Source organism: Flavobacterium aureirubrum (genome assembly GCF_038739835.1).
GTDB classification, from domain to species: domain Bacteria; phylum Bacteroidota; class Bacteroidia; order Flavobacteriales; family Flavobacteriaceae; genus Flavobacterium; species Flavobacterium aureirubrum.
In genome coordinates this window covers 1-24,325 of sequence record NZ_JBCGDO010000021.1, presented here as the reverse complement: position 1 = coordinate 24,325, position 24,325 = coordinate 1, and the positions used below count along the sequence as shown (strand labels likewise).

Genomic DNA, 24,325 nt, shown 5'->3' with positions numbered 1-24,325 from the left:
ATCTTAATACTCCCAAATGGAATTCAAAAAATTCAAAGCCGCCACCGTACAAACGTCACCTATTTTTCTCAATGTAGAAAAAACAATAGCCAAAGCGATTTCTTTTGTGAAAGAAGCTAGCAGTAATGGCGCACAACTCATTGCGTTTCCCGAAGTGTTTGTGGCTGGTTATCCCTATTGGAACTGGATTATGACACCCGTACAAGGCAGCAAATGGTACGAAGAATTATATAAATCATCTGTAAAAATTACCGATAATTCATTGAAACCGTTATTTCAAGCGGCAAAAGATTTTAATTGTCATATCGTTATCGGAATCAACGAACGTGGGGACAGTTATGGCGAAATTTACAACACCAATCTTATTATTGACAATCACGGAAATCTGATTGGAAAACATAGAAAATTAGTGCCAACTTGGGCAGAAAAACTCACTTGGACATCAGGCGATGGTTCTTCTTTAAAAGTTTATAACACAGAAATCGGTCCGATAGGAACATTAGCTTGTGGTGAAAACACCAATACATTAGCACGATTTACATTGTTGTCACAAGGCGAATTAATTCACATTGCCAACTACATTTCGCTTCCAGTTGCGCCACCAGATTACGATATGGCAGAAGCCATAAAAATTCGTGCCGCAGCACATTCATTCGAAGGAAAATTATTTACTATCGTTTCGTGTTCGACGATTTCGCAAGAAATAAAAGATGCCTTGCGTGCCGATGTTCCCAATGTTGATGAACTTTTAACTAGAAAAAATTCTGCATTTTCAGGATTTATTGGTCCCAATGGTGCTGTAATTGGTGAACCTTTAATCGACGATGAAGGAATTGTCTATGCCGATATCGATTTGCAGAAATGCATCCAACCCAAACAAATGCACGATATTCTCGGACATTACAATAGATTTGATATTTTTGATTTGCGAGTAAACATTGCTCCTACTCGAAAAATCACGTTTATTGATAACCATGAAGAATTTAATAAAAGATAGCAATTAAACCATTAAGGAATTAAGTTTCATTAAGAGATAACTTAATTTTCTTAACTATCTTAATGGTTAAAAAAAATAATAATTATGAACGAAAATCATTCAGACAATCAAATAGGAAGAGCTCGAGTGCAAGACACACCCGAACTAGAGGCCTATTACAAAGAATTAGAAACTCTTGGAGCTGGTGCCTTATGGACCGTTGCTAACGATATCGAACCTTGGGAACCAAGAAGTTCATCAGTTCCAATGCTTTGGAAATACGATGATTTACGTGAATTAGTACTAAAATCATCCGAATTAGTTACGCCAGAACAAGCAGGAAGACGCGTTGTTTATTTAGTAAACGACAAACGAAAAGACGTTTCTGCAGCCGTTGGTTGGTTGTACACAGGAATTCAAGTTACTCGTCCAGGCGAAAGCACATCGGCACACAAACACAAAGCGTCAGCATTACGTTTCATTATGGAAGGCGAAGGCGGATATACCGTTGTTGATGGAAACAAAATCACATTTGAAGTCAACGATTTTGTGATTACTCCAAATTCCACTTGGCACGAACACGGCGTTGATGCAAACGGAAAAACCTGCATCTGGCAAGACGGATTGGATATTCCGTTGGTAAATGCTTTAGAGGCCAATGATTATGCAGTTTATGATGGCAAACAACCATTAGATTTTCCAGTAAATTATTCGCCAATAACTTACGGAACTTCGGGATTTATTCCAGCCGATAAAGTCTGGGACAAACCCTATTCTCCTTTATTCAAATATTCTTGGAAAACCGTTTATCCAGCATTATTGGAAGCTGTAAAAGTGAATGAAATCAATCCTTTTGACGGAATTTTAATGCATTATTCCAATCCGTTAACTGGTGGACACGTTATGCAAACAATGGGCGCATCGATGCAATTATTACCAGCCAATTTCAAAGGAAAAGCGCATAAACATACAGGTTCGTTTGTGTACCAATGTGCCAAAGGAATCGGCTATTCCATCATCAACGGAAAACGATTTGACTGGAAAGAACGGGATATTTTCTGCGTTCCAAGTTGGGCATGGCACGAACATCATAATTTATCCAAAACGGAAGATGCATGTTTGTTCTCGTTCAACGACTTACCAGTTATTGAAAAATTAGGATTGTATCAGTCTCGAGAATTAGAAGAAAATAATGGAAATCAGAAAATAGAATAAAGAGAAAAGAATAAAGAGAAAAGAATAAAGAAAATAGACATTGCATAATCACTAAAAAAAACTTTGCGAACTTCGCGTCAAACTTAGCGTTCTTTGCAGCTAAAAAAAAATATGAAACTACTTACCTACAAAGCATTTAAAACATTTTTGTTTTTTATTTTACTATTAATTTCAAGTGTAAACCAAGCACAAAAGGTTGATTTTACTAGCATTACAATAAATCAAAAGGATTATTATCAAGAGTTGGATTTTGAACTAGTTTTAAAGAAAATTATAATTCCCGTAACGATAAATAATAAAACCTATAAATTCTTATTGGATACTGGTGCGCCAAATATAATTTCTAATACCGTTTTAAAAGAGTTAGAAATTGAAAATCAAAAAAATATTTCAGTTTCAGATGCTAATAATAAGCAGCAAGAGATGAATCTTGTACTTGTAAAGTCTATTAAAATAAATGATTTAGATTTTCGAAACTCAGCAGCTATCGTATCTGATTTAAACAATCATTTCCTTTTAAAATGTTATGGAATTGACGGTTTTATTGGTAGTAATTTATTACAAAACTCAGTGCTTAAAATAAGTTTAAAAGATAAAAAAATAGTTATTACTAATGATGTTAAAAAACTTAAACCTACCGCCAAACCCACAAAATTAAAACTAGTTGGCGCACAAAAATCACCTTTCGTTGCCTTAACAATTTCTGGAAAAAACTGCGATATAGGAACCGAATATGCACTTTTAGATACGGGAATGGACGGATTATATGACATTTCAAACCGCATCAACACACTGTTTCAAAAAGAAAATATCGTTGAAAAATTAGCCTCCAATATTGGAGCCGCCGATATTGGCCTTTTTGGAGTTAATGACTCAAAAGAACAACATCTTGTAAAAATCAATGCACTAAAAATTAATCAGACCAGTTTTGAAAATATCATAACGACAACTACAGATGACGATAACTCCCGAATAGGACTTGATTTACTGAAATACGGAGATGTTATTATTGATTTTAAAAACAAAAAATTCTATTTTGAAGCCGAAGAAAAAATCAATTTAAACGATAAACAGCCACCAGTGTCATTGTCATTCAATGAAAATCATAAGATAATTATAGGACATGTATGGAATAACGATTATTTGGATAAAATTCAATTTGGTGATGAAGTGATACGTTTGGATAGCTACAATTTTAGAGAAATGAACACTTGTGATATTTTAATGACCAGACAATTAATTAAAGAAAAATCAAGCTATGAAATGGAAATTTTAAGAAAAGACAACACTACCTTTACAATAAAAATTGAAAAATAATGAAACTACTTACCTACAAAACACAAGACACCGAACCAAGATTAGGCTTCATCCATAACAATCAAGTAATTGACATGGAGGATTTTGGCGAAATATCCAATTTCCCATTGCCAAATGATATGTTGGATTTAATCGACATGGGATATGAAATAATTGCCGAAATCACCGAAATGATTTCAGAAACTCCAGAAAATTTCTTCGAAGAAATCTGTTATGAAATGGACGAAGTAACCATCCTCGCTCCTATTCCGAAACCACGAAAAAACATCATCGGAATAGGTTTAAATTACACGGAACACGTTGCAGAAAGTGCTCGAACATTAGACACAACTGGAAAACTTCCTCAAAAACCAATCATTTTCTCAAAACCACCAACAACCGTTACATCCACAAATACCGAAATCATCAAAAACACAAAACTAACCGAACAATTGGATTGGGAAGTGGAATTAGCAGTGGTAATTGGTAAAAAAGGAAAATATGTTGCTAAAGAAGATGCAATGGATTATGTTTTTGGATATACTGTAATCAACGATATTTCGGCTCGCGATTGTCGTCGTGAAGGTCAATGGATTGTTTCAAAAGGACAAGACACTTTTGCACCAATGGGACCAATTTTAGTTACCAAAGACGAAATCGAAAACCCACACAATTTGAATTTATCACTAAAAGTAAACGGTGTTGAAAAGCAAAACTCCAATACCAAATTTCTACTTTTCAACATCAATGATTTAATTGAAGATTTAAGTATTGTTTTCACTCTAGAACCAGGCGATATCATTGCAACCGGAACTCCATCAGGCGTTGGCGCAGGAAGAAATCCGCAAGAATGGTTATATGATGGCGATGTGGTTGAAGCATCTGTAGAAGGCATTGGAACGATTGTGAATACGGTTAAAGAGATTTAAAATTAGTGTTCAGTAAACAGTTTTTAGTGTTCAGTTTTTTGAGCAACTTATAAACTTTTAAACCTTAAACTTTTAAACAATGAAATTTAGAATAGGACAAATAGTTCCATCTTCAAATGTAACGATGGAAACCGAAATACCAGCTATTTTTCGTTCTCGTGAAACCATTTTGCCAGAACGTTTTACTTTTCATTCAAGTAGAATGCGAATGAAAAAAGTAACTAAAGAAGAACTCGAAGCCATGGATGCCATGAGTTTGAAATGTGCTCAAGAACTTTCTGACGCACATGTTGACGTTATGGGTTATGCGTGTTTGGTTGCTATTATGAGCATGGGAAGAGGTTATCATTGCGTTTCTGAAGTAAATTTACACCAAGAAACGGTTGCCAACGACTTTCCTACTCCAATTGTAACTTCGGCTGGCGCTTTAATTAATGGATTAAAAGTTTTGGGTGCGAAACAAATTTCGATAATTACACCGTATATGAGACCTTTAACCGATATGGTTGTAGATTACATTGAACATCAAGGCATCAAAGTAAAAGAAAGTATTGCTTTGGAAATTCCAGATAATTTGGAAGTGGCGGCTCAAAATCCGTTGAATTTATTGGAAATTTACAAGCAATTGGATTTAACTGATGTCGATGTTTTAGTAGTTTCGGCTTGTGTTCAAATGCCGTCTTTGGAAGCAATTGATTTAATTCAAGCTGAATGTGGAATTCCTGTTACCTCTGCCGCAGTTTGTACTACCTTTGAAATGATGAAAAAGTTAGGAATTGAAGCAAAATCAGCTATTGGTGGCGAATTACTGAGTGGAAAATATTAATCTTAGCTGATTTAAGTTGCTTCAGGTTTTAATTAAAGTCTTCATTTTTCTAGTTAAATATTTTCACCAATAATTCTTTTAGTAAATCACTAACAGGTAGTGCGTTGGCGCCAACACCTTTGCTTTTGACATCTAAATCACGAATAGCGGCAATAACACTACTTACTTTTTTCATCGGGTAATTTTTTGCAGCCACGATATAATCGTTCACAAAAAAGGGATTAACCCGGAGCACTTTGGCCACGTTGCTGGGCGATTTATCTTTTAATCCGTGATATTGTAGCAAACTCGAGAAAAAAGAAAACACTTGACCATTTACTAAAACTAGCGGATTTTCTTTTTGGTTTTGAGCAAAATACTCTGCAATTTGATAGGCTTTTAGTTGATTTTTAACACCAATCGCATTTCGGAATTCAAACGCATTATAATCTTTACTAAAACCGATGTTTTCTTCAATATGATGAGGTGTTATCGTACTTCCTTTTGGTAAAATAATTTCTAGTTTTGTTAGCTCATTAGAAATTCTGCTCAAATCAGTTCCCATAAAGGCGACTAACATAGCATTTGCTTTAGGCTCAATTGATAAACCTCGTCCTTGTAAAACGCGATTAATCCACTGTCCTACCTGGTTTTCATACATTTTTTTGCTTTCAAAAACCAAACCGTGCTTAGTCAAGGTTTTAGTAATTTTTTTGCGTTTGTCGAGTGTTTTATATTTATAAGCCATAACCAAAACTGTTGTAGGTTGAGGATTTTCGGCGTACGATTCTAATTTATCAATAGTTTTAACTAAATTTTGTGCTTCCTTTACAATCACAACTTGACGTTCGGCCATCATGGGATAACGTTTTGCATTGGCAACAATATCTTCTATAGTAGTATCAACGCCATAAAGTACCATTTGGTTAAACCCTTTTTCGTCATCTGTCAACAAATTGTGCTCCAAATATTCCGTGATTTTATCAATATAATACGGTTCTTCACCCATCAAAAAATAAATAGGTTTGATATTACCTGCTTTGATATCGTTAATGATTTTAAGTACTTCGTCCAAAATAATTTGATTGTGTTAATGGCTACTAAAACTTGGAAGTTCGGGTAAAAAAATGTATTTTTCATTCTCAAAATCCATTTGGCAAAAGTAATGATTTAGACCATTAGTTACCATTAAGTACTTGGCTTTCAATTTTAAATTGTAACGTGCTATTTGATCAAAAGTTTCTTGTGTTATTTTTACATTTGTTGCTTTACATTCTACCAATAAAAATAGTTCTCCATTGGGCTGAAAAACAACAATATCATAGCGTTTCGTCAAATCATTAAGTTTAACTATTTTTTCGACATTAAGATGTGATTTTGGATAACTCTTCTCTTGCAGAAGAAACTGTATTGTATGCTGTCTGACCCATTCTTCGGCGTTTAAAATGATGAACTTTTTCCTAATATCATCAAAAATTGACACTTTATTTTCACTATTTTTGAAGCGAAATGAATAAGAAGGAAAATTGAGTTTTTGCATAAAGCAAATCTATTATCAAATATTTGAATAACCAAATTAACACTAACCTAATACCCATTGAAAAAAATAGCTGTCGTAATATTGAATTGGAATGGTTCAACACTATTAGAATTATTTTTACCTTCGATAGTTCGATATTCAACAGAAGCCTCAGTTTATGTAGCTGATAATGCATCAACCGATAATTCGATTGAAATTATAAAAACAAAGTTTCCAAGTATAACCATTATCCAAAATGATAACAATTATGGTTTTGCCAAAGGATATAACAAAGCTTTACAACAGGTTGAAGAAGATTACTATGCCTTAGTGAACTCAGATATTGAAGTGACTGAAGGCTGGCTTAGTCCAGTTCTTTCGCTTTTTGATAATTCACCCAAAGTAGGAATAATCCAACCAAAGATATTGGATTATAAACGGAGAGATTTTTTTGAATATGCTGGTGCTGCTGGTGGTTTCATTGACCAATATGGCTATCCGTTTTGCCGTGGACGCGTTTTTGAAACAATAGAAAGAGATAGCGGACAATATAATGATGAAACAGAAATATTCTGGGCAAGTGGTGCTTGTTTTTTTATTAGAAAAGACATTTTCAGAAAGCTAAATGGTTTTGACGGTGATTTTTTTGCCCATCAAGAAGAAATTGATTTGTGTTGGCGTGCTTTTAATTTAGGTTACATATCAAAATATACTTCAAAATCAGCAGTATATCATATAGGTGCTGCCACTTTACAAGAAAGTAATCCTAAAAAAACATTCCTAAACTTTAGAAACTCCTTGTTGATGCTTACCAAAAACTTACCTGCAAAGCAATTATTTCCCATTATCTTTGTAAGGCTTTGTTTAGACGGTTTAGCTGGAATACAGTTTCTTTTTACAGGAAAATTTGTGCATTGTTTTGCGATAATTCGAGCTCATTTTTCATTTTATGGAATGATAAACAAAGTACTAAAGAAAAGAAATGGTTGCTACACTGATAATTATTTTCATGTTAAATCCATTGTTTACCATTACTTCTTAAAAAATGAAGCAACTTTTAAAATCAAATATTAACAAGATTTTATAATTCTAAATTTGTATTTAAAATTAATGTCACCGTATTTTTGTTAAAATTTTAAATCTAACAACTTATGAAAAAAGTAATTGTTGTCCTGTCATTAATTTCATTTACGTTGACTTCTTGTGTCTCAAAGAAAGAGTTTGCTGCACTTGAGGCAAAAAATAAAGAGTGTCAAGATTTACTAAATTCTGCTACGGTAAAATTAAACGTTTGTTTATCCGAAAAGGAAGCGCTTTTGAAACAAGCAGAGTATTTAAAACAAACTAATTCAGACTTGATCAACAGTTCTAAAGAAATGACTGTTTTATCTGCTAAAGGTGCACAAAATATTGAGAAAGCATTGGAAACTATTAAAGAAAAAGATCTAAAAATTTCGAGAATGCAAGATGCTTTGACTAAAAAAGATAGTGTTACGCTTGCACTTGTTACCAGTTTAAAAAGTTCCGTAGGAATTTCTGATCCAGATATTGAAGTAAATGTCGAAAAAGGAGTAGTTTTTATTTCAATTGCTGATAAATTATTATTTAAAAGTGGTAGTTATAACGTGAGTGATAGAGCTAGGGAAGTATTGGCCAAAGTGGCTAAAGTGGTTAACGACAAACCTACTTTTGAGTGCATGGTTGAGGGTCACACAGACAATGTTCCTTATACAGGAAATGGTGTTTTATTAGACAATTGGGATTTAAGTGTTAAACGTTCCACAGCTATTATTAGAGTTCTAGTTAATGATTTAGGTGTTAAACCATCACAATTAATTGCCGCTGGTCGTGGCGAATTTATTCCTTTAGTAGAAAATACTTCTGCTGATAATAGATCTAAAAATAGAAGAACCCGCATCGTTGTACTTCCTAAGATTGACGAGTTTTATGAAATGATTGAAAAAGAAATGAAAAATCCTAGGAAATAAGTAATAATAGACATCGATATCAATCCGATAAAAAACGTCCTGATTATTCAGGGCGTTTTTAGTTTTTTGTAAATGTATAATTTAATGGTAACATGTCTCCAACTCTTTTTAGAGATATAGGACCAGAAAAATAAACATCCCGTATACTCAAGTTATTACCAAATTGATCTATATAAATTGTATCCGATAAAAATTTAACTTGCGACTGTTCTTTACCATTGTATAAGAGTCCAACCGATGCAATATAGCCAACTGCTTTTTCTTGCTTTTTAATGGAAACTTTGTATTTATCATTTTCAAAAGAAACTTCAAAAAAATCGGATGGATTTACCAAAAAACCTTTAGAAAAAATTTGAAATTCACTTTTACTCCAAGTGCCATTAATCAAATTCCTGAAAAAATTAACAGTCGAACCTTGATAGGCATTATCTCTATTTTTAGTAATCTTTGGGTTACTCACAATATCTTCAAATTGCGATAATCCAGCATAGTAACTGCTTTGCAACGTCTCTACACTTAAGCTCAAATGAGTAAAAGTTGCTTCAAAATCTACTAATTCGTAAGTTACTTGATAACCCAATAGAGGATTGATTATTAGTAAAGGTTTATCTGATGACGCTTTTAAAATCAAACTTTTTTCGTCGTAATCAAAATCAATGTCGGCTTCATTTTTTATGATTGATTTTAGTCCAAAACGTGTTGAACCAAGGAAACGATCTTTAAATAATCGCATCATTTCTTTTCTTGAAAAACGCTGTTTTTTAACCACAACTTCTTTAAGCTTTGTAACAGATGCTTCCATCGCAATTAGCAATTGCTGACTTGGAGCATAATCTTCTATAAAAACAGTTTGATATCCGATGTAACTTACTACAAGTGGTCGTTTTATTGCGCTATCATAACGAATGGTAAACGCTCCATTTTCATCAGTTGAAGTTGCAATTGTTGTTCCGTCGTAATACACTGACGCACCAGGAATTGGTAGGTTTAAATCATCGACAACTCTACCTTTTAAGTTTTGTGAAAATGCAATACTATTTAGTAAACCAAAAAATAGCAGCAAAACAGTACTTTTCATGATCTAAATTATGTTGGGATCGCCTTTTCCTTCACGAACGACGACAGGTTCAAAAGCCGTTAAATCAATAATAGTAGAACCAATATTATCGCCATAACCGCCATCAATAACTAAATCTACTTTGTTTTGCCATTTCTCAAAAATCAATTCCGGGTCAGTAGAATACTCTAAAACCTCGTCTTCATCATAAATAGAAGTGGACACAATTGGGTTGCCAAGCATTCGGACAATTTCTAGTGCAATATTGTTATCAGGAACACGAATTCCAACGGTTTTCTTCTTGCGGAATTCTTTCGGCAAATCATTATTACCTGGCAAAATAAAAGTGTATGGTCCAGGCAGAGCTCTTTTTAATATTTTGAAAGTAGCTGTATCAATTTGTTTCACATAATCAGATAAGTTACTTAAATCGTGACAAATAAATGAGAAGTTGGCTTTTTCTAACTTTATACCTTTTATTTTGGCAATACGTTCTAAAGCTTTTGTATTAGTTATATCACAACCCATACCATAAACTGTATCGGTTGGATAAATTATCAAACCGCCGTTACGCAAAACTTCAACTACTTTTTTAATGGCAGCTTCGTTAGGCTTATCTTCGTATATTTTTATGAATTCTGACATTTAATAGTTTAAAAGTTTAAAGTTGTTTAATCGTTTAAAGTTGTTTTATTAACCGGTTTTAAACCATTTTAAACAACTTTAAACTATTATTTCTTATCCAATCACATCCAACTTAGCAAATCGCAATAACAATTTTTTAATTCCTCCTACTTCAAATTTGATTTCTGCTTTTTTATCAGCTCCAGCGCCTTCTAGATTTATAATTTCACCTTTTCCAAAACGTTCGTGCATGACTATATTTCCAACAGTAAGTTTGTTGTCAAATAAATTACTTGTATTTGAATTGCTACCAATAGGTTTTAATTTACGAATAGTAGCAGAAGAAACAGGTTCTTCTCCATATTTTTTTGGTGGTGTTCCTGCAACAGGTTTTGTTAATCTCAATTTAGATTTATCAATATCACCAAAAATATCTAAATCCATCGTTGGTTTATATCGATAACCTCCAGCATCGGAAGGATTTATATACTCTAAATAGTCGTCTTTTATCTCTTCAATAAAACGTGATGGTTCGCTATCTACTAATTTTCCCCAACGATAACGTGATTGAGCATAAGTCAAATACGCCTGATGTTCGGCACGAGTTAAAGCCACATAAAATAATCGACGTTCTTCTTCTAATTCGCTTCGAGTGTTTAAACTCATCGCACTTGGGAATAAATCTTCTTCTAAACCCACTACAAAAACATAGGGAAATTCCAATCCTTTGGCTAAGTGAATAGTCATTAATGCCACTCTGTCGTCATCGCCAGTGTCTTTGTCTAAATCAGTAGCTAAAGCAACATCTTCTAAAAATTCTGATAATGAACCTCGAGCACCGTCAATTTCTCTTTGTCCTTCGATAAAGTCTTTGATTCCTCCCATCAAAGTTTCTATGTTTTCTATACGCGCAATTCCTTCGGGTGTGGCATCTTTTTTCAGTTCCTGAACCAAGCCTGTTTTTTTGGTTACATGTTCGGTTAAAACAAAAGCATCTTGCTGTTCGTTAATCACTTGAAAACTCTTAATCATGGTGACAAAATCTTCCAATTTTTGTTTGGTTCCAGCGTTGAGTTTCAAATCAATTTTATCGATGTTTTCCATCACTTCAAAAATAGAACGCTTATAATGATTGGCAGCTATGGTTAATTTTTCAACCGTCGTGTCTCCAATTCCTCTTGCCGGATAATTGATAACACGAACCAAAGCTTCTTCGTCTTTTGGATTAATGACTAATCGCAAATAACATAACACATCTTTGATTTCTTTTCTTTGATAGAAAGACAAACCGCCATAAATTCGATAAGGAATATCACGTTTTCGCAATGCATCTTCCATAGCACGAGACTGCGCATTGGTTCGATATAAAATAGCAAACTGACCGTTCAACATTTGATTGCGCATTTTTTGTTCAAAAATTTCACTAGCAACAAAACGTCCTTCTTCACCATCGGTTATGCTGCGATGTACTTTTACTTTTGGTCCTAAATCATTAGCAGTCCATACTATTTTATCGAGTTTGGTTTTGTTTTTATCAATGATGGAATTGGCTGCTTCTACTATATTTTTGGTAGAACGATAATTTTGTTCTAGTCTATAGGTTTGTACATTTTCATAATCCTTTTGGAAATTGAGAATGTTATTGATGTTTGCACCACGGAAAGCATAAATACTCTGCGCATCATCGCCAACAACACAGATATTTTGAAATCGATCACTCAAAGCACGAACGATTAAATACTGCGAATGATTGGTATCTTGATACTCATCTACCAAAATGTATCTAAAACGGTCTTGGTATTTTGCCAATACGTCCGGAAAACGATTGAGCAATTCATTGGTTTTTAACAATAAATCATCAAAATCCATGGCACCTGCTTTGAAACATCTTTCTACGTAATTGGCATAAATTTCGCCCAAACGCGGTTTTTTGCTCATGGCATCAGCTTCTTGCAATTCGGGATTATTGAAATAGGCTTTTACGGTAATTAAAGAGTTTTTATAGGATGATATTCTACCTAAAATTTGTTTTGGCTTATAAATGTCTTTGTCTAATTGCATTTCTTTGATAATGGCCGAAATCAATCGAACACTATCTTGCGTGTCATAAATGGTGAAATTTGATGGATAACCTAGTTTGTCGGATTCGCTTCTGAGAATTCGAGCAAAAACGGAATGAAAAGTTCCCATCCAAAGGTTTTTGGCTTCTGCAGCGCCAACAATATCACCGATACGCTTTTTCATTTCACGTGCGGCTTTATTGGTAAATGTCAATGCCAAAATATTAAATGCATCCACACCCAAACTCATCAAATAGGCAATTCTAACGGTTAGCACTCGTGTTTTTCCCGAACCTGCACCAGCAATGATAATCATTGGACCATCTTTTTGAAGAACTGGCGCTTGTTGGGCTTCGTTGAGTTGGGAAATGTATTGTTGCATTTATTTAATTGGCTAAGTTGCTAAGACGCTGAGTTTATAATCGTATTGGACAAATTTAACGTTACTTAAGGTGACTTGCAACCCAATTTATGGCTACTTATTAACAGTTAATAACATCTAAATTTAGGTAGTTTATGTAAAATTGGTGTTCATAACCAATAATTTGGGGTTCTTAATAGATATTTTGCGGTTCCTAACCTATAATTTGGGGTTCGTTACCTATAATTTGGGGTTCGTTACCTATATTTTGGGGTTGTTAACCTAAAAATTTGATTTCGCAACCTATAATTTGGGGTTCATTACATCAAAATTGGGTTTTATAACTGCAATTTTTGGGTTATTCTATTATATTTGTCAACAATTTTTAGATGAAAAAAACTCATGAACGCAGATAAATTTTTAGAATTATTGATGTATACTGTTCCAGCAATTATTACCGGTGCGGTAGCTTATTATTTATTTGACAGTTACTTTAAAGACCAACAAAATACAAGACGGTGGTTATTGCAAAAAGAAAATCAAAAACATTCGTTGCCTTTACGTTTGCAAGCTTATGAGCGATTGGCTTTGTTTTTAGAGCGTATCAATCCTGCCAAATTGTTAATTAGAGTTTCGCCTTTGTCTACTGATAAAAATGACTATGTTAGATTATTGATACAACATATTGAGCAAGAGTATGAACATAACCTTACACAGCAAGTTTATGTTACTAATGAACTTTGGACGATGCTTTTAACTGCAAAAAATACTATTATCCAAAATATCCGAAAAACAGCACTTGATGAAAACATAATCAATGCCGATCAAGTGAGAGAAAAAATTCTAAGTAATATGCTTCAGGATGATGTGGCTACCAATGTGGCATTGGCATTTTTGAAAAGTGAAGTTTCAGAAGTTTTAGGATAAAAATCTAGTAATTGCGCGTTAAAAATCTTGATAACCCTAATTTTGCTACTAGTTTTTTTTTCGATAAAAAAGGCCAAAATTCACTATCAATAGGCTATAACTCGTAACTTTACGGTTCACTTAAAATGCAGAGTTATGTCAATTTTAACCGATGAACTTCTTGATGAAGCGTTAGCACATGTTCCAGGCTGGGTTTTTACCAACAATGGAATAGTAAAACAATTTGTATTTGTTGATTTTAATGAAACCATGGAAGTTATTACAAAGATAGCTACCGCTGCCGATGAAATGAACCATCACCCAGAATGGTCCAATGTTTACAACAAACTAGCCATTCGATTAACCACACATGATAGCAATGGTGTTACCACAAAAGACATCCGACTGGCTCACGCTATTGAAAAAATAATCAAAGAAATTCCGTTTAAAGAACCACGAAAGATTGAAAATGTTTGACAAAGATTAGCAATAGTCTATTTTGTAAACTTACTAATTCCATCTTTCAACCACGCCTCATACTCATTAATGTCAGGTGTATAACTGATAGGTTCGTTTAATTTTTGTTCCTTCAAATCTATCAAAACATAAAAAGGTTGGGTGTTGGTTTTATAACGTGTAATTATAAATTCAGTCCATTTATCGCCAATGGTTGTAATATCGTTTCCTGTTACTTTCGAAACTTTTTGCTCGTTTTTAGGCAGTTCTCTTTTGTCGTCAACATACAGCGAAATTAGAACTACATCATTTTTAAGGTGACTTAGTACTTTTTCATCCGACCAAACATTGATTTCCATTTTACGACAATTCACGCAGGCAAAACCTGTAAAATCAAGCAGTATAGGTTTGTTTACTTCTTTGGCATAAGCCAACCCTTTTTCATAATCGGTGAAAGTTACAATGCCGTGTTCTCCAATTTTTGCACCATCAGGTAAATTTTGCTTTACTGGAGCTGTGCTGCCAAAAAATCCAGTTGGACTTTCACTGTAGGTTTGTGGTGGCGGAAATGCACTGATTAATTTTAGCGGTGCTCCAAACAGTCCTGGTATCATGTAGATTGTAAAAGCAAATACTAACATTCCTAATGACAATCTACCGACTGATATATGTGGTAACGGACTATCATGTGGGGTTGTAATTTTTCCGAATAAATACAGTGCCCAAATACCAAAAATGGCAATCCAAATCGCTAAGAAAACCTCTCTCTCCAAAAGATGTAATTGAAAGACCAAATCAGCATTGGATAAAAACTTAAAAGCCAAAGCCAATTCCAAAAATCCTAACGAAACTTTAACCGTGTTAAGCCATCCACCTGATTTTGGCAAGGACTGCATCCAACTCGGAAACATAGCAAATAACATAAATGGCAAGGCCAAAGCAGTTGAAAAACCAAGCATTCCTACAATTGGCGCAATGCCACCTTTGGAAGCTGATTCTACTAAAAGCGTTCCCACAATTGGACCTGTGCATGAAAACGAAACTATAGCTAATGCCAATGCCATAAAAAGTATGCCGATAATGCCACCTTTATCGGCTTGTTTATCCACTTTATTAGCCCAAGAATTGGGTAACATGATTTCAAAAGCACCTAAAAATGATACTGCAAAAACCACTAAAAGCAAAAAGAAGAAAACATTGAAATAAGCATTAGTTGATAGCGCGTTTAAAGCATCAGCACCAAAAATTCCTGTTATAGCTAATCCCAAAACCACATAAATGGCAATGATTGAAATTCCATACAGAATAGCATTGCGCTTTCCTTGTGCTGGATTTTTACTTTGTTTGGTAAAAAAGCTAACAGTCATCGGTATCATCGGGAAAACACATGGTGTCAACAAAGCGGCAAAACCGCCTAAAAATGCCAAAAAGAAAATAGTCCACAATCCTCTATCGTCTGGTTTTTCTTTGCTAGAAGTAGCTGCGATAGGTTCTGATTTGACCTTGGTTTGTGCCATCGCTTCAGTGTCAACAGGAATTGTATCACTGTTTGCCATAGGTAAAACTGAATTAATAGCCGTAGTTTTCGGTAATTGAAAAGTGAAATTAGCATTGTCGTTAATACAAGAATTTAAACATACTTGGTAATCCAATTTGGCTTTTATAACCGTTAAACTTGGATTAGTAATCTTTACCTTTTGGGTAAACGTTACTTTCTTTTCAAAGTAATATTCGTCAACTTCAAAAATATCGTTGTATTGTTTTTTATACGGACTTTCTTTTGTTTTACCCACTAATTCGTAGTTTCCTTTGGTATTTTCAAAACTAAAAACCGCTGGTAATGGCCCATTTTCGGGAGTAAATTGAGAATAAACGTGCCAACCTTCGTCAATCTTTCCTTCCATAATTAGATAAAATTCTGTTTCAGAAAGTTGCTCTATCTTGGTTGACCATTTTACTGGTTTTATAATCTGTGCATTAACATTGGCGAAAGCCAAAATAGTGCAAAGAAAAAAAAGTGCTTTTCTCATTATGTTGTATAATTTATTTTTAAAATTTTAGCGGTATTCTCCGCTACTTTAAATCTATCATCTTGGCGTTTACCGATAATCCAGACTATTTTTTCATTAGAACAGAGTAACCAAACAGTTGATTTATCAAGTAATGAAAATTTTTCATCTTTAAAAAACTTACTTAATTTCTTCTTACCATTCATCCCCAAAGGATAAAAAAAATCGCCTTCACTCCAACGACGAATAGTTAACGGAAACTGCAATTTATCTTCGTCGACAAATATAGTGTGACTTGAAGGATTTGAAATGTAACCTGCGTTACAAAACGATAGTTTTAAGGGAAATTTAACTTCACTTTGCTCCTTTTCTATCCAAAAAATTGCTTCATGAAATGGTTGTTGTTTTGCAAATAAGAGTAAAGTATCACGGTTTTTTAAAAGAATATGAGTTTCAGAAAAGACTTGTTTCCCCGATTGTGCATGGATTAAATCAGCAACTGCTGTCCAATCAGAAAAGCCAAAAGGTTGTAGCCAATGATACAAATAGGCTTGAGAATTTTGATATTCAAGTAACTTCACTAAGTCAATCGCAGTATGATTTTCGTCTTCACTTACCACTTTTGAATACAAACTTTTAGAAGCATCAATCGCTAATGATTCAGTCTGTTTCAAATGGCTTATCGTACTTTCAAACGAAGTAAGCAAACTACGATTGAGCTCTTTTAACACCGGAATAACATGGTGTCGTAGCTTATTTCTCAAATATTTATCTGAAGTATTACTACTGTCTTCTCTCCATGCGATTGAATTTTCATTGGCAAACGTTTCGATTTCATATCGTGAAAAAGGCAATAACGGGCGAATAACAGTTCCGTTTTGCGCTGGAATTCCGGTTAAGCCTTCAATTCCTGAACCGCGTGTAAAATTGATTAAAAAAGTTTCCAAACTATCGTCGAGATGATGTGCTGTCAAGATATAATCAAAACTATGATTTGATAGCAGCGAGTTAAACCATTCATAACGCAGGTTTCTTGCCACTACTTGAATTGGAAGTTTTTGTTGTTTGGCAAATGCTATTGTATCGAATTTTTGGACGAAAATGGGGATTTGTAATATTTCCATTTGAGATTTGACGAAGTTTTCATCTTCCTCACTTTCATCGCCGCGCAACTGAAAATTGCAATGTGCAACTACAAAATCTAATTGTAATTGATGACACAAATGCACTAAAACCATACTGTCAATTCCGCCGCTAACAGCAAGAAGCAGTTTCTTTTCTTTGAGAAAAGGAAGGTTAGTGTTGATATGATTTTGGAATTTTGAAGTCATATTTTAAGTCAAAAGGGAAAAGTGAAAAGGGATTAGTTATTCCTCTAGCTTTTTAATCAACGAATTTAACATTTTTTCGACTTCAATAGAAAGTTCTTTTATTTCTTCTAAATTTTCAACTTTAATATATTCTAAGTTTACTGCTATTTCTAACTGCGTTTGGTTTTCAAATAATGAACCTCTTGCTATTTGTAAAAATCTTGAATAATCTTTTCTATAATTTCTACCATAACCTTCTGCAATATTGGATGGAATTGAAATTGCACTTCTTCTAATTTGTGAAATTAATCCAAATTTTTCATCTGTTGGAAACTGCATAGTCATTTTGTAAACAAAAGCAACTAAACTCATTGACTTTTGCCAAACAATTAAATCTCTATAACTTGTCATATTTAATAATTTTAAACTTAATACTTTTTACTTATCCCTTTTCCCTTTAATTCAAAACCTCAAACATGGCTTTTGCTTTCAACAAGCACTCTTCATATTCCTGTTCGGGAATAGCTTCGGATGTAATAGCGCTTCCAACAGAAAATGATAGATATTGATTTTGAGCATTATACAAAATACTTCGGATAACCACATTGAAATCGAAATCTCCAACGGGTGTAAAATAGCCCACAGCTCCGCTATACAATCCTCGCTTGGTTTCTTCTAACTCTTCAATAATCTTCATTGCCGAAATTTTTGGCGCGCCAGTCATGCTTCCCATTGGGAAAGTGGTTCTGATAATTTCTATTGGAGAAGTTGAGTTTTCTACTTTAGAAGTTACAGTCGAAATCATTTGATGCACTTGTTCAAAAGAAAAAATTTCACATAACTCTTCTACTTCCACAGAACCTTTCAAAGCAGTGTGCGATAAATCATTACGAACTAAATCTACAATCATAATGTTTTCTGAACGTTCTTTTGGGTTTGCTGCTAATTCCTTTTTGGAGTTTTCATCCAAAATAGCATCTGAGTAACGCTTGGCTGTTCCTTTTATTGGTTGAGAAATCACCTTATTTCCTTCTTTTCTTAAATAACGTTCGGGAGAAGCGCAAAGCAGATAATGGTGATTGTTTTTAAAGAAAGTTGCCAAAGGTGGTTTGGAAATATTGTTTAATTTTTGGTAAATATCTATCGGATTTATACTAGCATTTTCAGCATAAAATTCCATACAAAAATTGGCTTCATAGATATCGCCACGATGAATGTGTTCGAGCATTGTGTGCGTTTTTGCAAGATAATCATCTCTGGAAATTCTTTGCTGAATTTGTGGTTTTTCGTGACTGCTTTCAGGATTACAATTATTCTGAATATCAAGAAAATCAGTTTCGAGCTCATCATCACATAAAAATAAGTAGTGGATTTCGAGTTCGTTTCCTTTTAATAAAAATAACTTTTTAGGTTGGAAAAAAAATAAATCAGGGAAACCTAAACCATCGAAATTAGATGATTGTAAATCTTCGGTATCATTTTTTAAATCATAAGACAAATAGCCAAATAACCAATCCTTGGTTTGCTGCTGGTATTGTTGTAAATCCTCAAAAGCATTATGGAAATCAGTTTTAATGGCTGTAAACGCGTCTATAGCAACAATAAAATCAAAGCTTGAGTACTTTGACGGATAATTATTAGAATCGAGTAAAACTACTTCGCGAAACTGTTGCGACCAATGTAATAATTGGTTTTTAATCTGTTCAGGATTTTCTAATTTTTTAGAAATAATAGTTCTCAAGTAGTTGATTTTTTTGGTATTCAAAATTACGACAAAAATAACTCTAACTACGAAAGAAGAAAGCTGAAAATTTTGGCACGCTTTTTAATACGAGGAAAGAAAGCATGTAACCCAAAATTCATTTGAATAGTATTGATAGAAAATTACGCTGTACTTATTAAGAATAAAATAAATACCAGAATTGTAATCTATTACTAACTATTTAAAATGAATGTAAAATGAAACTAGTATCAAAATTGGGTTTGGCATTACTCCTACTTGGAATTGCCTTTGCATGTAAACAAGCTGAAGCTTCAGAAGAAGTCAATGCATTATCAACTAGTGACACTACTAGTACTGAAATTATTTCCTCAAATGCCACAACTGAAAAAAAAGTGAACAATCGGAAGTTTGTGCGAACCGCCGATTTAAAATTTAAAGTAAAGAACGTAGCCAAATCAACTTACGCTATTGAAAACATAGTGAGTAAAAATGGAGGTTTTATTGCCTTTACTGATTTAAAAAGTAACGTCAATCAACATGATGAAACTCAAGTAAGTCAAGATAATATCTTGGAAACCACACATTACACGGTTGATAATACCATTACGCTTCGTGTACCGAACACACAATTAGATACTGTTTTAAAATTATTGACAAAGGAAATTGATTTTTTAGATAGTCGATTGATAAAAGCAGATGATGTTGCGTTGCAATTATTGTCCAATAAACTAGCTCAAAAGCGGCTTAACAACCATCAAAAACGTTTAGAAAAAGATATTGACACCAAAGGTAGAAAGTTAAAAGAAATTACTGAAGCTGAAGACAATCTTTTAAACAAGGAAACCGAGAGTGATAATTCAGTGATTAACAATTTAACCCTAGAAGATCAAGTCAATTTCAGTACTGTTACGTTGTATTTGTATCAAAGAGAAGCCATTAAGCAAGAATTAGTTACCAATGAAAAAAGTATAAATAGGTATCGACCTCATATTGGTTTACAAATACTAGACAGTCTGAAAACAGGTTGGTTTATCTTTGAAACTATAATTGCATTTGCGCTACAACTATGGTCCATTATATTGCTATTACTTGCAGCACTTTTTATTTACAAAAAGTATTTAAGGAAGTAAAAAAAGTGTAAAAAAAAATCCCAAAAAGCTGGCTGCTTTTTGGGATTTTTCATTTATGAATAGAATTATTTATCAATTGCGCCCAATACTCGCTTCATAAAATCGTTCAGTGCTTCTTTTTTATCTTTCCCTTCTTTCACCATTTTATGCACTTCAAGCGCGCCATACATATTTGAAATTAATTCGCCAATCACATCGAGCTCTTCATCTTTGAGCGATGGAACTTCTGTAAGTGCTTCCAAAACTTCGATGGTTTCTGTGATATAATCGGAATCATTTTCTTCAATAAATTGAGTTAACTGTTTTATAACTGGCAATTTCATAGTTATAGTATTTCATTTACTAACTGTGCCAATACTTCGGTTTTGTTAGTTTGGGTTTGATTTAATAAAACACCATTTTTAAAAGTTGCAAAAGTGGGTAAGTTATCCACTTTAGCTAATTTTCGTGACTCTGGAAACTGCTCCGCATCAACCATTATAAAAGGTATATTTTCATTTTGAGAAGAAAATAGTTTAAATTTTGGTTTCATAATTCTACAGTTTCCACACCATGATGCAGAATATTGTACTACTACTTTTTCGTTTTGCTTAATTATTTCGGCTAAATTATCTTGACCTAATTCTTGAAACATATAAAATAAATTTTAGTGTGAAGCCAAATAAGAAGCAGTACTATTTCTATCAGCGGTCATCGCTTCTTTTCCTTCTTCCCAATTGGCAGGGCAAACTTCTCCTTTAATTTGCACATGAGTATAAGCATCAATCAAACGCAAAAACTCATTTACATTTCTACCTAAAGGCATATCATTAACGCTTTCGTGAAATATTTTACCTGTTTCATCAATTAAATACGTGGCTCTGTAAGTAACGTTTGATCCTTCCAAAATCTCGTCATTTAAAGCTTCGTCATAAACCCATTCTGAGTCTAAAATACCTAATGTTGTTGATAGATTTCTTGTTGTGTCAGCAAGAATTGGATAAGTAACACCTTCTATTCCGCCGTTATCTTTCGGTGTGTTTAACCATGCAAAATGCACTTCATTGGTGTCACATGATGCGCCGATAACCATAGTATTTCTGTTTTCAAAATCTTGTAAAGCCGCTTGAAAAGCGTGTAATTCAGTTGGGCAAACAAAAGTAAAATCTTTTGGATACCAAAACAGAATAACCTTTTTCTCATTTTTAACAGCCTCATCTAATACGTTAATTTTTAAATTATCTCCCATAAAAGAGATAGCATCTACAGTAATGTTTGGGAATTTTTTTCCTACTAATGACATAGTTTCTATTTTAAGTTAATTTTTGTGCAAAAGTAGTCTAATACTACTTGTTTTGGTGCGAAAATTTCATTCTATTTTCCTATTTCATCATAGTGTTTATCTATTTTGTAAAAAAGTTAAACAAAATCTGAATCGGTAGTAAAAACCAACACAATTCGAGTAAATTCCGATTGGTTTTATATATTTGTTTCCAACTAAACTAAAACCTAAACCATGTTACTAACCAATCTTTTCAGAAAAAAATCGAAAACTACCCTATTGCATGATGGCGGTGATGGAGAACATTCGGGATTAAGCAAAGTTTTAACGGTTAAAGATTTAACCTTTTTTGGAATTGCAGCCATAATTGGTGGTGGTACTTTTAGTGCTATTGGAAATGCATGCTATTCTGGTGGACCAGGCGTAATACTTTTGTACATAATTTGTGCTATTGCTTGCGGATTTACGGCAATGTGTTATGCTGAATTCGCTTCGCGTGTGCCAGTTTCTGGAAGTGCTTACACTTATGCTTATGTTTCCTTTGGAGAATTATTTGCTTGGATTATTGGTTGGGCATTGATCATGGAATATTCTATTGGAAACATTTATATTGCATTTTCATGGAGTGGATATTTTACAAACTTATTGGAAACCTTTGGTATTCATTTGCCTGCATGGCTGACAATTAATTACCAATCTGCCCACGATGCAATTGTAGCCAATCAAGTTGGCGAAGGTTTTACGGCTTGGAACACTGCGCCAGTAATTAGTGGATTGCGTATTATTTTTGATTTACCTGCTGTAATGATAAACATTTTGATCACCTACTTAGTTTATCGCGGTACAAAGGAATCAAGAAACTTCAGTAACATAATGGTTTACATTAAATTAGCGATCATTGTTTTAGTTATTGTAGTTGGTGCTTTTTATATCGACATTGATAATTGGACACCGTTTATGCCAAACGGTTTTGGTGGTGTTATGGGTGGTGTTTCGGCAGTGTTTTTTGCATACATTGGCTTTGATGCCGTTTCAACTTTAGCAGAAGAAAGTAAAAACCCGCAACGCGACTTACCTAAAGGAATGATCTATTCATTGGTGATATGCACAATAATTTACATTATTTTAGCTTTGGTTATCACGGGAATGGTTTCTTACACGCAACTTGGCGTTAGTGATCCATTAGCAGAAATTTTTGCATTAAAAGGTGTAAAATGGATGTTATTTATTGTATCTATCGCTGCGGTTGTTGCTATGACTAGTGTACTATTAGTTTTCCAAATGGGACAACCACGAATTTGGATGACCATGAGCCGTGATGGTTTAATGCCAAAGAAGTTTTCAGAAATACATAAAAAACACAAAACACCAGGTTTCGCCACTATCGTTACCGGATTAGTTGTTGGCTTACCCATTTTCTTCACGGATGAAAACTTTGTCTTAGACTTTACCAGTATTGGAACTTTGTTTGCTTTTGTGCTAGTTTGCGGCGGTGTTTTAATGCTTTCACCTCAAAGTGAAAGTGAATTGGCTGAACGTGCAACCAAAGGAAAATTCAGAATTCCTTACATCAATTCTAAGTATATATTTCCACTGCTTTGCTTAGGAGCATATGGTATGGTTCAATATTATTTACCTACTTTTTTCTCTGATACTTTTAGTTATTCTGATGACTTTTTTACGACCAACATACAAATGTTGATTTTTATCATATTCTGTATTGTTATGGCAATTTTGTCTTTTCTTAAAAACCTGTCTTTAATTCCTTTACTCGGTCTTATCTCTTGTTGTTATTTATTAACTGGAATGGCAATTTCTAATTGGCAATGGTTTGGATTATGGCTAGCAATTGGTTTGGTATTTTACTTTATCTATGGTTATCGAAATAGTAAACTCAATAAAGTATAGAGTAAATGATTTTTGATTTTTAAATCGTCTATTTCCAAATCCTGAAATTCAAACTAAATTCTTTTTTTTGAATAAGCGAACGCCAATCAATAAAAAGTAATGCACTTAAAAGTAGTATTCCAATAGCCAAACTGATAAAAGATTGCCACGAAAAAGCACCTTGTAACATTTTTTCAGTGTTTTCTGTTCCGTATTTCCCTAAAAAAACCAAGACTGTATCACTCGTAAATTTTCCAACAAAAAATGCTGGAATAATATAAATCGGTCGCAGTTTAGCCATTCCTGCAGCAATGAATAATGGTGTAGTTGGCAATGGTAATAACGAATAAGCTATAATGACTAACTGACTTTTCCAGCCCTTTTCTTTTAAAATAGTTCCTAAATAGTGTACATCTTCATTTTTATCGGGATTAAAAATATTTCCCGCAATTTTCGGAATATAAAGTGTGAGCACATAGCGGCCTAATATTGATCCTGCCACACCAACTAAAATAACAATCCATACATTTAGCTTGAATACTATTTGTAAAAAAACCATTATAGTGAATGCAGGCGGAAAAGGAAAAGGAACTACATCAAATAAAAATGCACCAACAAAAACTAAAATATATTGCCACAACATATCGCTCATTATTTATAGAAAATAAAAATATACTATCTAAGTTACCCGTTGGGTGAAATTAAATTAATTGATTTTTGATGTTATTTATTGGTCTGTCAAAGATAAATTTATTGATATATTGAACCAATGTTAATGCTGTTATTTTTGCTAAAATTCTAGTTTTAAAACCC

Annotated in this window: 24 protein-coding genes and 1 pseudogene; 11 read left to right on the top strand and 14 right to left on the bottom strand. The window is 33.6% G+C overall.

Annotated elements, in window-relative coordinates; translation table 11 throughout:
• The first annotated feature begins 16 nt into the window (after positions 1 to 16).
• The 5 genes from WFZ85_RS13265 (at position 17) to WFZ85_RS13245 (ending at position 5,242) form a co-directional block, all read left to right on the top strand.
• On the top strand, positions 17 to 997 hold the full coding sequence (locus tag WFZ85_RS13265) for a carbon-nitrogen hydrolase family protein (protein WP_342696780.1): 981 nt from the start codon (positions 17 to 19) through the stop codon (positions 995 to 997).
• 84 nt (positions 998 to 1,081) lie between these two features.
• The gene (locus tag WFZ85_RS13260) at positions 1,082 to 2,191 is read left to right on the top strand and encodes a cupin domain-containing protein (protein ID WP_342696779.1); all 1,110 of its coding nucleotides are present in this window, start codon (positions 1,082 to 1,084) and stop codon (positions 2,189 to 2,191) included.
• A gap of 111 nt (positions 2,192 to 2,302) precedes the next feature.
• Complete coding sequence (locus tag WFZ85_RS13255; protein WP_342696778.1) at positions 2,303 to 3,508, top strand: retropepsin-like aspartic protease; 1,206 nt, start codon at positions 2,303 to 2,305, stop codon at positions 3,506 to 3,508.
• Positions 3,508 to 4,416, top strand: coding sequence for a fumarylacetoacetate hydrolase family protein (locus tag WFZ85_RS13250; RefSeq protein ID WP_342696777.1), 909 nt, complete (start codon positions 3,508 to 3,510; stop codon positions 4,414 to 4,416). The genes WFZ85_RS13255 and WFZ85_RS13250 overlap by 1 nt, the downstream gene beginning before the upstream one ends.
• A 79-nt stretch (positions 4,417 to 4,495) precedes the next feature.
• A complete protein-coding gene (locus tag WFZ85_RS13245) occupies positions 4,496 to 5,242 on the top strand; it encodes a maleate cis-trans isomerase family protein (RefSeq protein ID WP_342696776.1) in 747 nt (248 codons plus the stop codon).
• A gap of 49 nt (positions 5,243 to 5,291) precedes the next feature.
• Here the strand turns inward: WFZ85_RS13245 and holA are convergent, their stop codons facing one another.
• Together holA and WFZ85_RS13235 are read right to left on the bottom strand one after the other, a co-directional pair.
• Entirely contained in the window at positions 5,292 to 6,296 is a 1,005-nt protein-coding gene (gene holA, locus WFZ85_RS13240) for a DNA polymerase III subunit delta (protein WP_342696775.1), read from the bottom strand.
• A 15-nt stretch (positions 6,297 to 6,311) separates the two neighbouring features.
• Positions 6,312 to 6,761: a type I restriction enzyme HsdR N-terminal domain-containing protein gene (locus tag WFZ85_RS13235; RefSeq protein WP_342696774.1), complete on the bottom strand. Its 450-nt coding sequence runs from the start codon at positions 6,759 to 6,761 to the stop codon at positions 6,312 to 6,314.
• A gap of 57 nt (positions 6,762 to 6,818) precedes the next feature.
• Between WFZ85_RS13235 and WFZ85_RS13230 the strand changes: the two genes are divergently transcribed.
• Together WFZ85_RS13230 and WFZ85_RS13225 are read left to right on the top strand one after the other, a co-directional pair.
• Positions 6,819 to 7,814: a glycosyltransferase family 2 protein gene (locus WFZ85_RS13230; RefSeq protein ID WP_342696773.1), complete on the top strand. Its 996-nt coding sequence runs from the start codon at positions 6,819 to 6,821 to the stop codon at positions 7,812 to 7,814.
• 77 nt (positions 7,815 to 7,891) lie between these two features.
• Positions 7,892 to 8,728, top strand: coding sequence for an OmpA/MotB family protein (locus tag WFZ85_RS13225; RefSeq protein ID WP_342696772.1), 837 nt, complete (start codon positions 7,892 to 7,894; stop codon positions 8,726 to 8,728).
• Positions 8,729 to 8,786: 58 nt separating this feature from the next.
• Here the strand turns inward: WFZ85_RS13225 and WFZ85_RS13220 are convergent, their stop codons facing one another.
• The 3 genes from WFZ85_RS13220 to WFZ85_RS13210 form a co-directional block, all read right to left on the bottom strand.
• A complete protein-coding gene (locus WFZ85_RS13220; protein ID WP_342696771.1) occupies positions 8,787 to 9,806 on the bottom strand; it encodes a carboxypeptidase-like regulatory domain-containing protein in 1,020 nt (339 codons plus the stop codon).
• 3 nt (positions 9,807 to 9,809) lie between these two features.
• Complete coding sequence (locus WFZ85_RS13215) at positions 9,810 to 10,430, bottom strand: L-threonylcarbamoyladenylate synthase (RefSeq protein ID WP_342696770.1); 621 nt, start codon at positions 10,428 to 10,430, stop codon at positions 9,810 to 9,812.
• 93 nt (positions 10,431 to 10,523) lie between these two features.
• Positions 10,524 to 12,851: an ATP-dependent helicase gene (locus WFZ85_RS13210; protein ID WP_342696769.1), complete on the bottom strand. Its 2,328-nt coding sequence runs from the start codon at positions 12,849 to 12,851 to the stop codon at positions 10,524 to 10,526.
• 381 nt (positions 12,852 to 13,232) lie between these two features.
• Between WFZ85_RS13210 and WFZ85_RS13205 the strand changes: the two genes are divergently transcribed.
• On the top strand, positions 13,233 to 13,757 hold the full coding sequence (locus tag WFZ85_RS13205) for a DUF7935 family protein (protein WP_342696768.1): 525 nt from the start codon (positions 13,233 to 13,235) through the stop codon (positions 13,755 to 13,757).
• A 135-nt stretch (positions 13,758 to 13,892) separates the two neighbouring features.
• On the top strand, positions 13,893 to 14,213 hold the full coding sequence (locus WFZ85_RS13200) for a 4a-hydroxytetrahydrobiopterin dehydratase (RefSeq protein WP_342696767.1): 321 nt from the start codon (positions 13,893 to 13,895) through the stop codon (positions 14,211 to 14,213).
• 17 nt (positions 14,214 to 14,230) lie between these two features.
• Here the strand turns inward: WFZ85_RS13200 and WFZ85_RS13195 are convergent, their stop codons facing one another.
• From WFZ85_RS13195 to WFZ85_RS13180, 4 genes are read right to left on the bottom strand one after another with little or no spacing between them, the layout of a single operon-like run.
• Positions 14,231 to 16,222: a protein-disulfide reductase DsbD family protein gene (locus tag WFZ85_RS13195; RefSeq protein ID WP_342696766.1), complete on the bottom strand. Its 1,992-nt coding sequence runs from the start codon at positions 16,220 to 16,222 to the stop codon at positions 14,231 to 14,233.
• Entirely contained in the window at positions 16,222 to 17,532 is a 1,311-nt protein-coding gene (tilS, locus tag WFZ85_RS13190) for a tRNA lysidine(34) synthetase TilS (RefSeq protein WP_342696765.1), read from the bottom strand. The genes WFZ85_RS13195 and tilS overlap by 1 nt, the downstream gene beginning before the upstream one ends.
• Positions 17,533 to 17,568: 36 nt before the next feature.
• Entirely contained in the window at positions 17,569 to 17,922 is a 354-nt protein-coding gene (locus WFZ85_RS13185) for a four helix bundle protein (protein WP_342696764.1), read from the bottom strand.
• A 46-nt stretch (positions 17,923 to 17,968) separates the two neighbouring features.
• A complete protein-coding gene (locus tag WFZ85_RS13180) occupies positions 17,969 to 19,252 on the bottom strand; it encodes an anthranilate synthase component I family protein (RefSeq protein ID WP_342696763.1) in 1,284 nt (427 codons plus the stop codon).
• A gap of 218 nt (positions 19,253 to 19,470) precedes the next feature.
• Between WFZ85_RS13180 and WFZ85_RS13175 the strand changes: the two genes are divergently transcribed.
• Positions 19,471 to 20,364, top strand: a complete 894-nt coding sequence (locus WFZ85_RS13175) for a DUF4349 domain-containing protein (protein ID WP_342696762.1) — start codon at positions 19,471 to 19,473, stop codon at positions 20,362 to 20,364.
• A 65-nt stretch (positions 20,365 to 20,429) separates the two neighbouring features.
• On the opposite strand, the gene WFZ85_RS13170 is transcribed toward WFZ85_RS13175, so the two are convergent.
• From WFZ85_RS13170 to WFZ85_RS13160, 3 genes are read right to left on the bottom strand one after another with little or no spacing between them, the layout of a single operon-like run.
• The gene (locus WFZ85_RS13170) at positions 20,430 to 20,687 is read right to left on the bottom strand and encodes a DUF6952 family protein (RefSeq protein ID WP_342696761.1); all 258 of its coding nucleotides are present in this window, start codon (positions 20,685 to 20,687) and stop codon (positions 20,430 to 20,432) included.
• Between the two features lie 2 nt (positions 20,688 to 20,689).
• A complete protein-coding gene (locus tag WFZ85_RS13165; protein ID WP_342696760.1) occupies positions 20,690 to 20,998 on the bottom strand; it encodes a thioredoxin family protein in 309 nt (102 codons plus the stop codon).
• A 12-nt stretch (positions 20,999 to 21,010) separates the two neighbouring features.
• Positions 21,011 to 21,646, bottom strand: coding sequence for a peroxiredoxin (locus tag WFZ85_RS13160; protein WP_342696759.1), 636 nt, complete (start codon positions 21,644 to 21,646; stop codon positions 21,011 to 21,013).
• A gap of 213 nt (positions 21,647 to 21,859) precedes the next feature.
• Between WFZ85_RS13160 and WFZ85_RS13155 the strand changes: the two genes are divergently transcribed.
• A complete protein-coding gene (locus tag WFZ85_RS13155; RefSeq protein ID WP_342696758.1) occupies positions 21,860 to 23,533 on the top strand; it encodes an amino acid permease in 1,674 nt (557 codons plus the stop codon).
• Positions 23,534 to 23,561: 28 nt separating this feature from the next.
• On the opposite strand, the gene WFZ85_RS13150 is transcribed toward WFZ85_RS13155, so the two are convergent.
• The gene (locus WFZ85_RS13150) at positions 23,562 to 24,164 is read right to left on the bottom strand and encodes a hypothetical protein (RefSeq protein ID WP_342696757.1); all 603 of its coding nucleotides are present in this window, start codon (positions 24,162 to 24,164) and stop codon (positions 23,562 to 23,564) included.
• 49 nt (positions 24,165 to 24,213) lie between these two features.
• Positions 24,214 to 24,325 (bottom strand): annotated as a pseudogene (locus WFZ85_RS13145) (IS982 family transposase); the annotation flags it as partial.

What these genes read in the sequence shown, in the direction of transcription:
- WFZ85_RS13265 (WP_342696780.1), top strand. Translation starts at nt 17, where the DNA reads ATGGAATTCAAAAAATTCAAAGCCGCCACCGTACAAACGTCACCTATT.
- WFZ85_RS13260 (WP_342696779.1), top strand. Translation starts at nt 1,082, where the DNA reads ATGAACGAAAATCATTCAGACAATCAAATAGGAAGAGCTCGAGTGCAA.
- WFZ85_RS13255 (WP_342696778.1), top strand. Translation starts at nt 2,303, where the DNA reads ATGAAACTACTTACCTACAAAGCATTTAAAACATTTTTGTTTTTTATT.
- WFZ85_RS13250 (WP_342696777.1), top strand. Translation starts at nt 3,508, where the DNA reads ATGAAACTACTTACCTACAAAACACAAGACACCGAACCAAGATTAGGC.
- WFZ85_RS13245 (WP_342696776.1), top strand. Translation starts at nt 4,496, where the DNA reads ATGAAATTTAGAATAGGACAAATAGTTCCATCTTCAAATGTAACGATG.
- WFZ85_RS13235 (WP_342696774.1), bottom strand. Translation starts at nt 6,761, where the DNA reads ATGCAAAAACTCAATTTTCCTTCTTATTCATTTCGCTTCAAAAATAGT.
- WFZ85_RS13225 (WP_342696772.1), top strand. Translation starts at nt 7,892, where the DNA reads ATGAAAAAAGTAATTGTTGTCCTGTCATTAATTTCATTTACGTTGACT.
- WFZ85_RS13220 (WP_342696771.1), bottom strand. Translation starts at nt 9,806, where the DNA reads ATGAAAAGTACTGTTTTGCTGCTATTTTTTGGTTTACTAAATAGTATT.
- WFZ85_RS13215 (WP_342696770.1), bottom strand. Translation starts at nt 10,430, where the DNA reads ATGTCAGAATTCATAAAAATATACGAAGATAAGCCTAACGAAGCTGCC.
- WFZ85_RS13210 (WP_342696769.1), bottom strand. Translation starts at nt 12,851, where the DNA reads ATGCAACAATACATTTCCCAACTCAACGAAGCCCAACAAGCGCCAGTT.
- WFZ85_RS13205 (WP_342696768.1), top strand. Translation starts at nt 13,233, where the DNA reads ATGAACGCAGATAAATTTTTAGAATTATTGATGTATACTGTTCCAGCA.
- WFZ85_RS13200 (WP_342696767.1), top strand. Translation starts at nt 13,893, where the DNA reads ATGTCAATTTTAACCGATGAACTTCTTGATGAAGCGTTAGCACATGTT.
- WFZ85_RS13195 (WP_342696766.1), bottom strand. Translation starts at nt 16,222, where the DNA reads ATGAGAAAAGCACTTTTTTTTCTTTGCACTATTTTGGCTTTCGCCAAT.
- tilS (WP_342696765.1), bottom strand. Translation starts at nt 17,532, where the DNA reads ATGACTTCAAAATTCCAAAATCATATCAACACTAACCTTCCTTTTCTC.
- WFZ85_RS13185 (WP_342696764.1), bottom strand. Translation starts at nt 17,922, where the DNA reads ATGACAAGTTATAGAGATTTAATTGTTTGGCAAAAGTCAATGAGTTTA.
- WFZ85_RS13175 (WP_342696762.1), top strand. Translation starts at nt 19,471, where the DNA reads ATGAAACTAGTATCAAAATTGGGTTTGGCATTACTCCTACTTGGAATT.
- WFZ85_RS13170 (WP_342696761.1), bottom strand. Translation starts at nt 20,687, where the DNA reads ATGAAATTGCCAGTTATAAAACAGTTAACTCAATTTATTGAAGAAAAT.
- WFZ85_RS13165 (WP_342696760.1), bottom strand. Translation starts at nt 20,998, where the DNA reads ATGTTTCAAGAATTAGGTCAAGATAATTTAGCCGAAATAATTAAGCAA.
- WFZ85_RS13160 (WP_342696759.1), bottom strand. Translation starts at nt 21,646, where the DNA reads ATGTCATTAGTAGGAAAAAAATTCCCAAACATTACTGTAGATGCTATC.
- WFZ85_RS13155 (WP_342696758.1), top strand. Translation starts at nt 21,860, where the DNA reads ATGTTACTAACCAATCTTTTCAGAAAAAAATCGAAAACTACCCTATTG.
- WFZ85_RS13150 (WP_342696757.1), bottom strand. Translation starts at nt 24,164, where the DNA reads ATGAGCGATATGTTGTGGCAATATATTTTAGTTTTTGTTGGTGCATTT.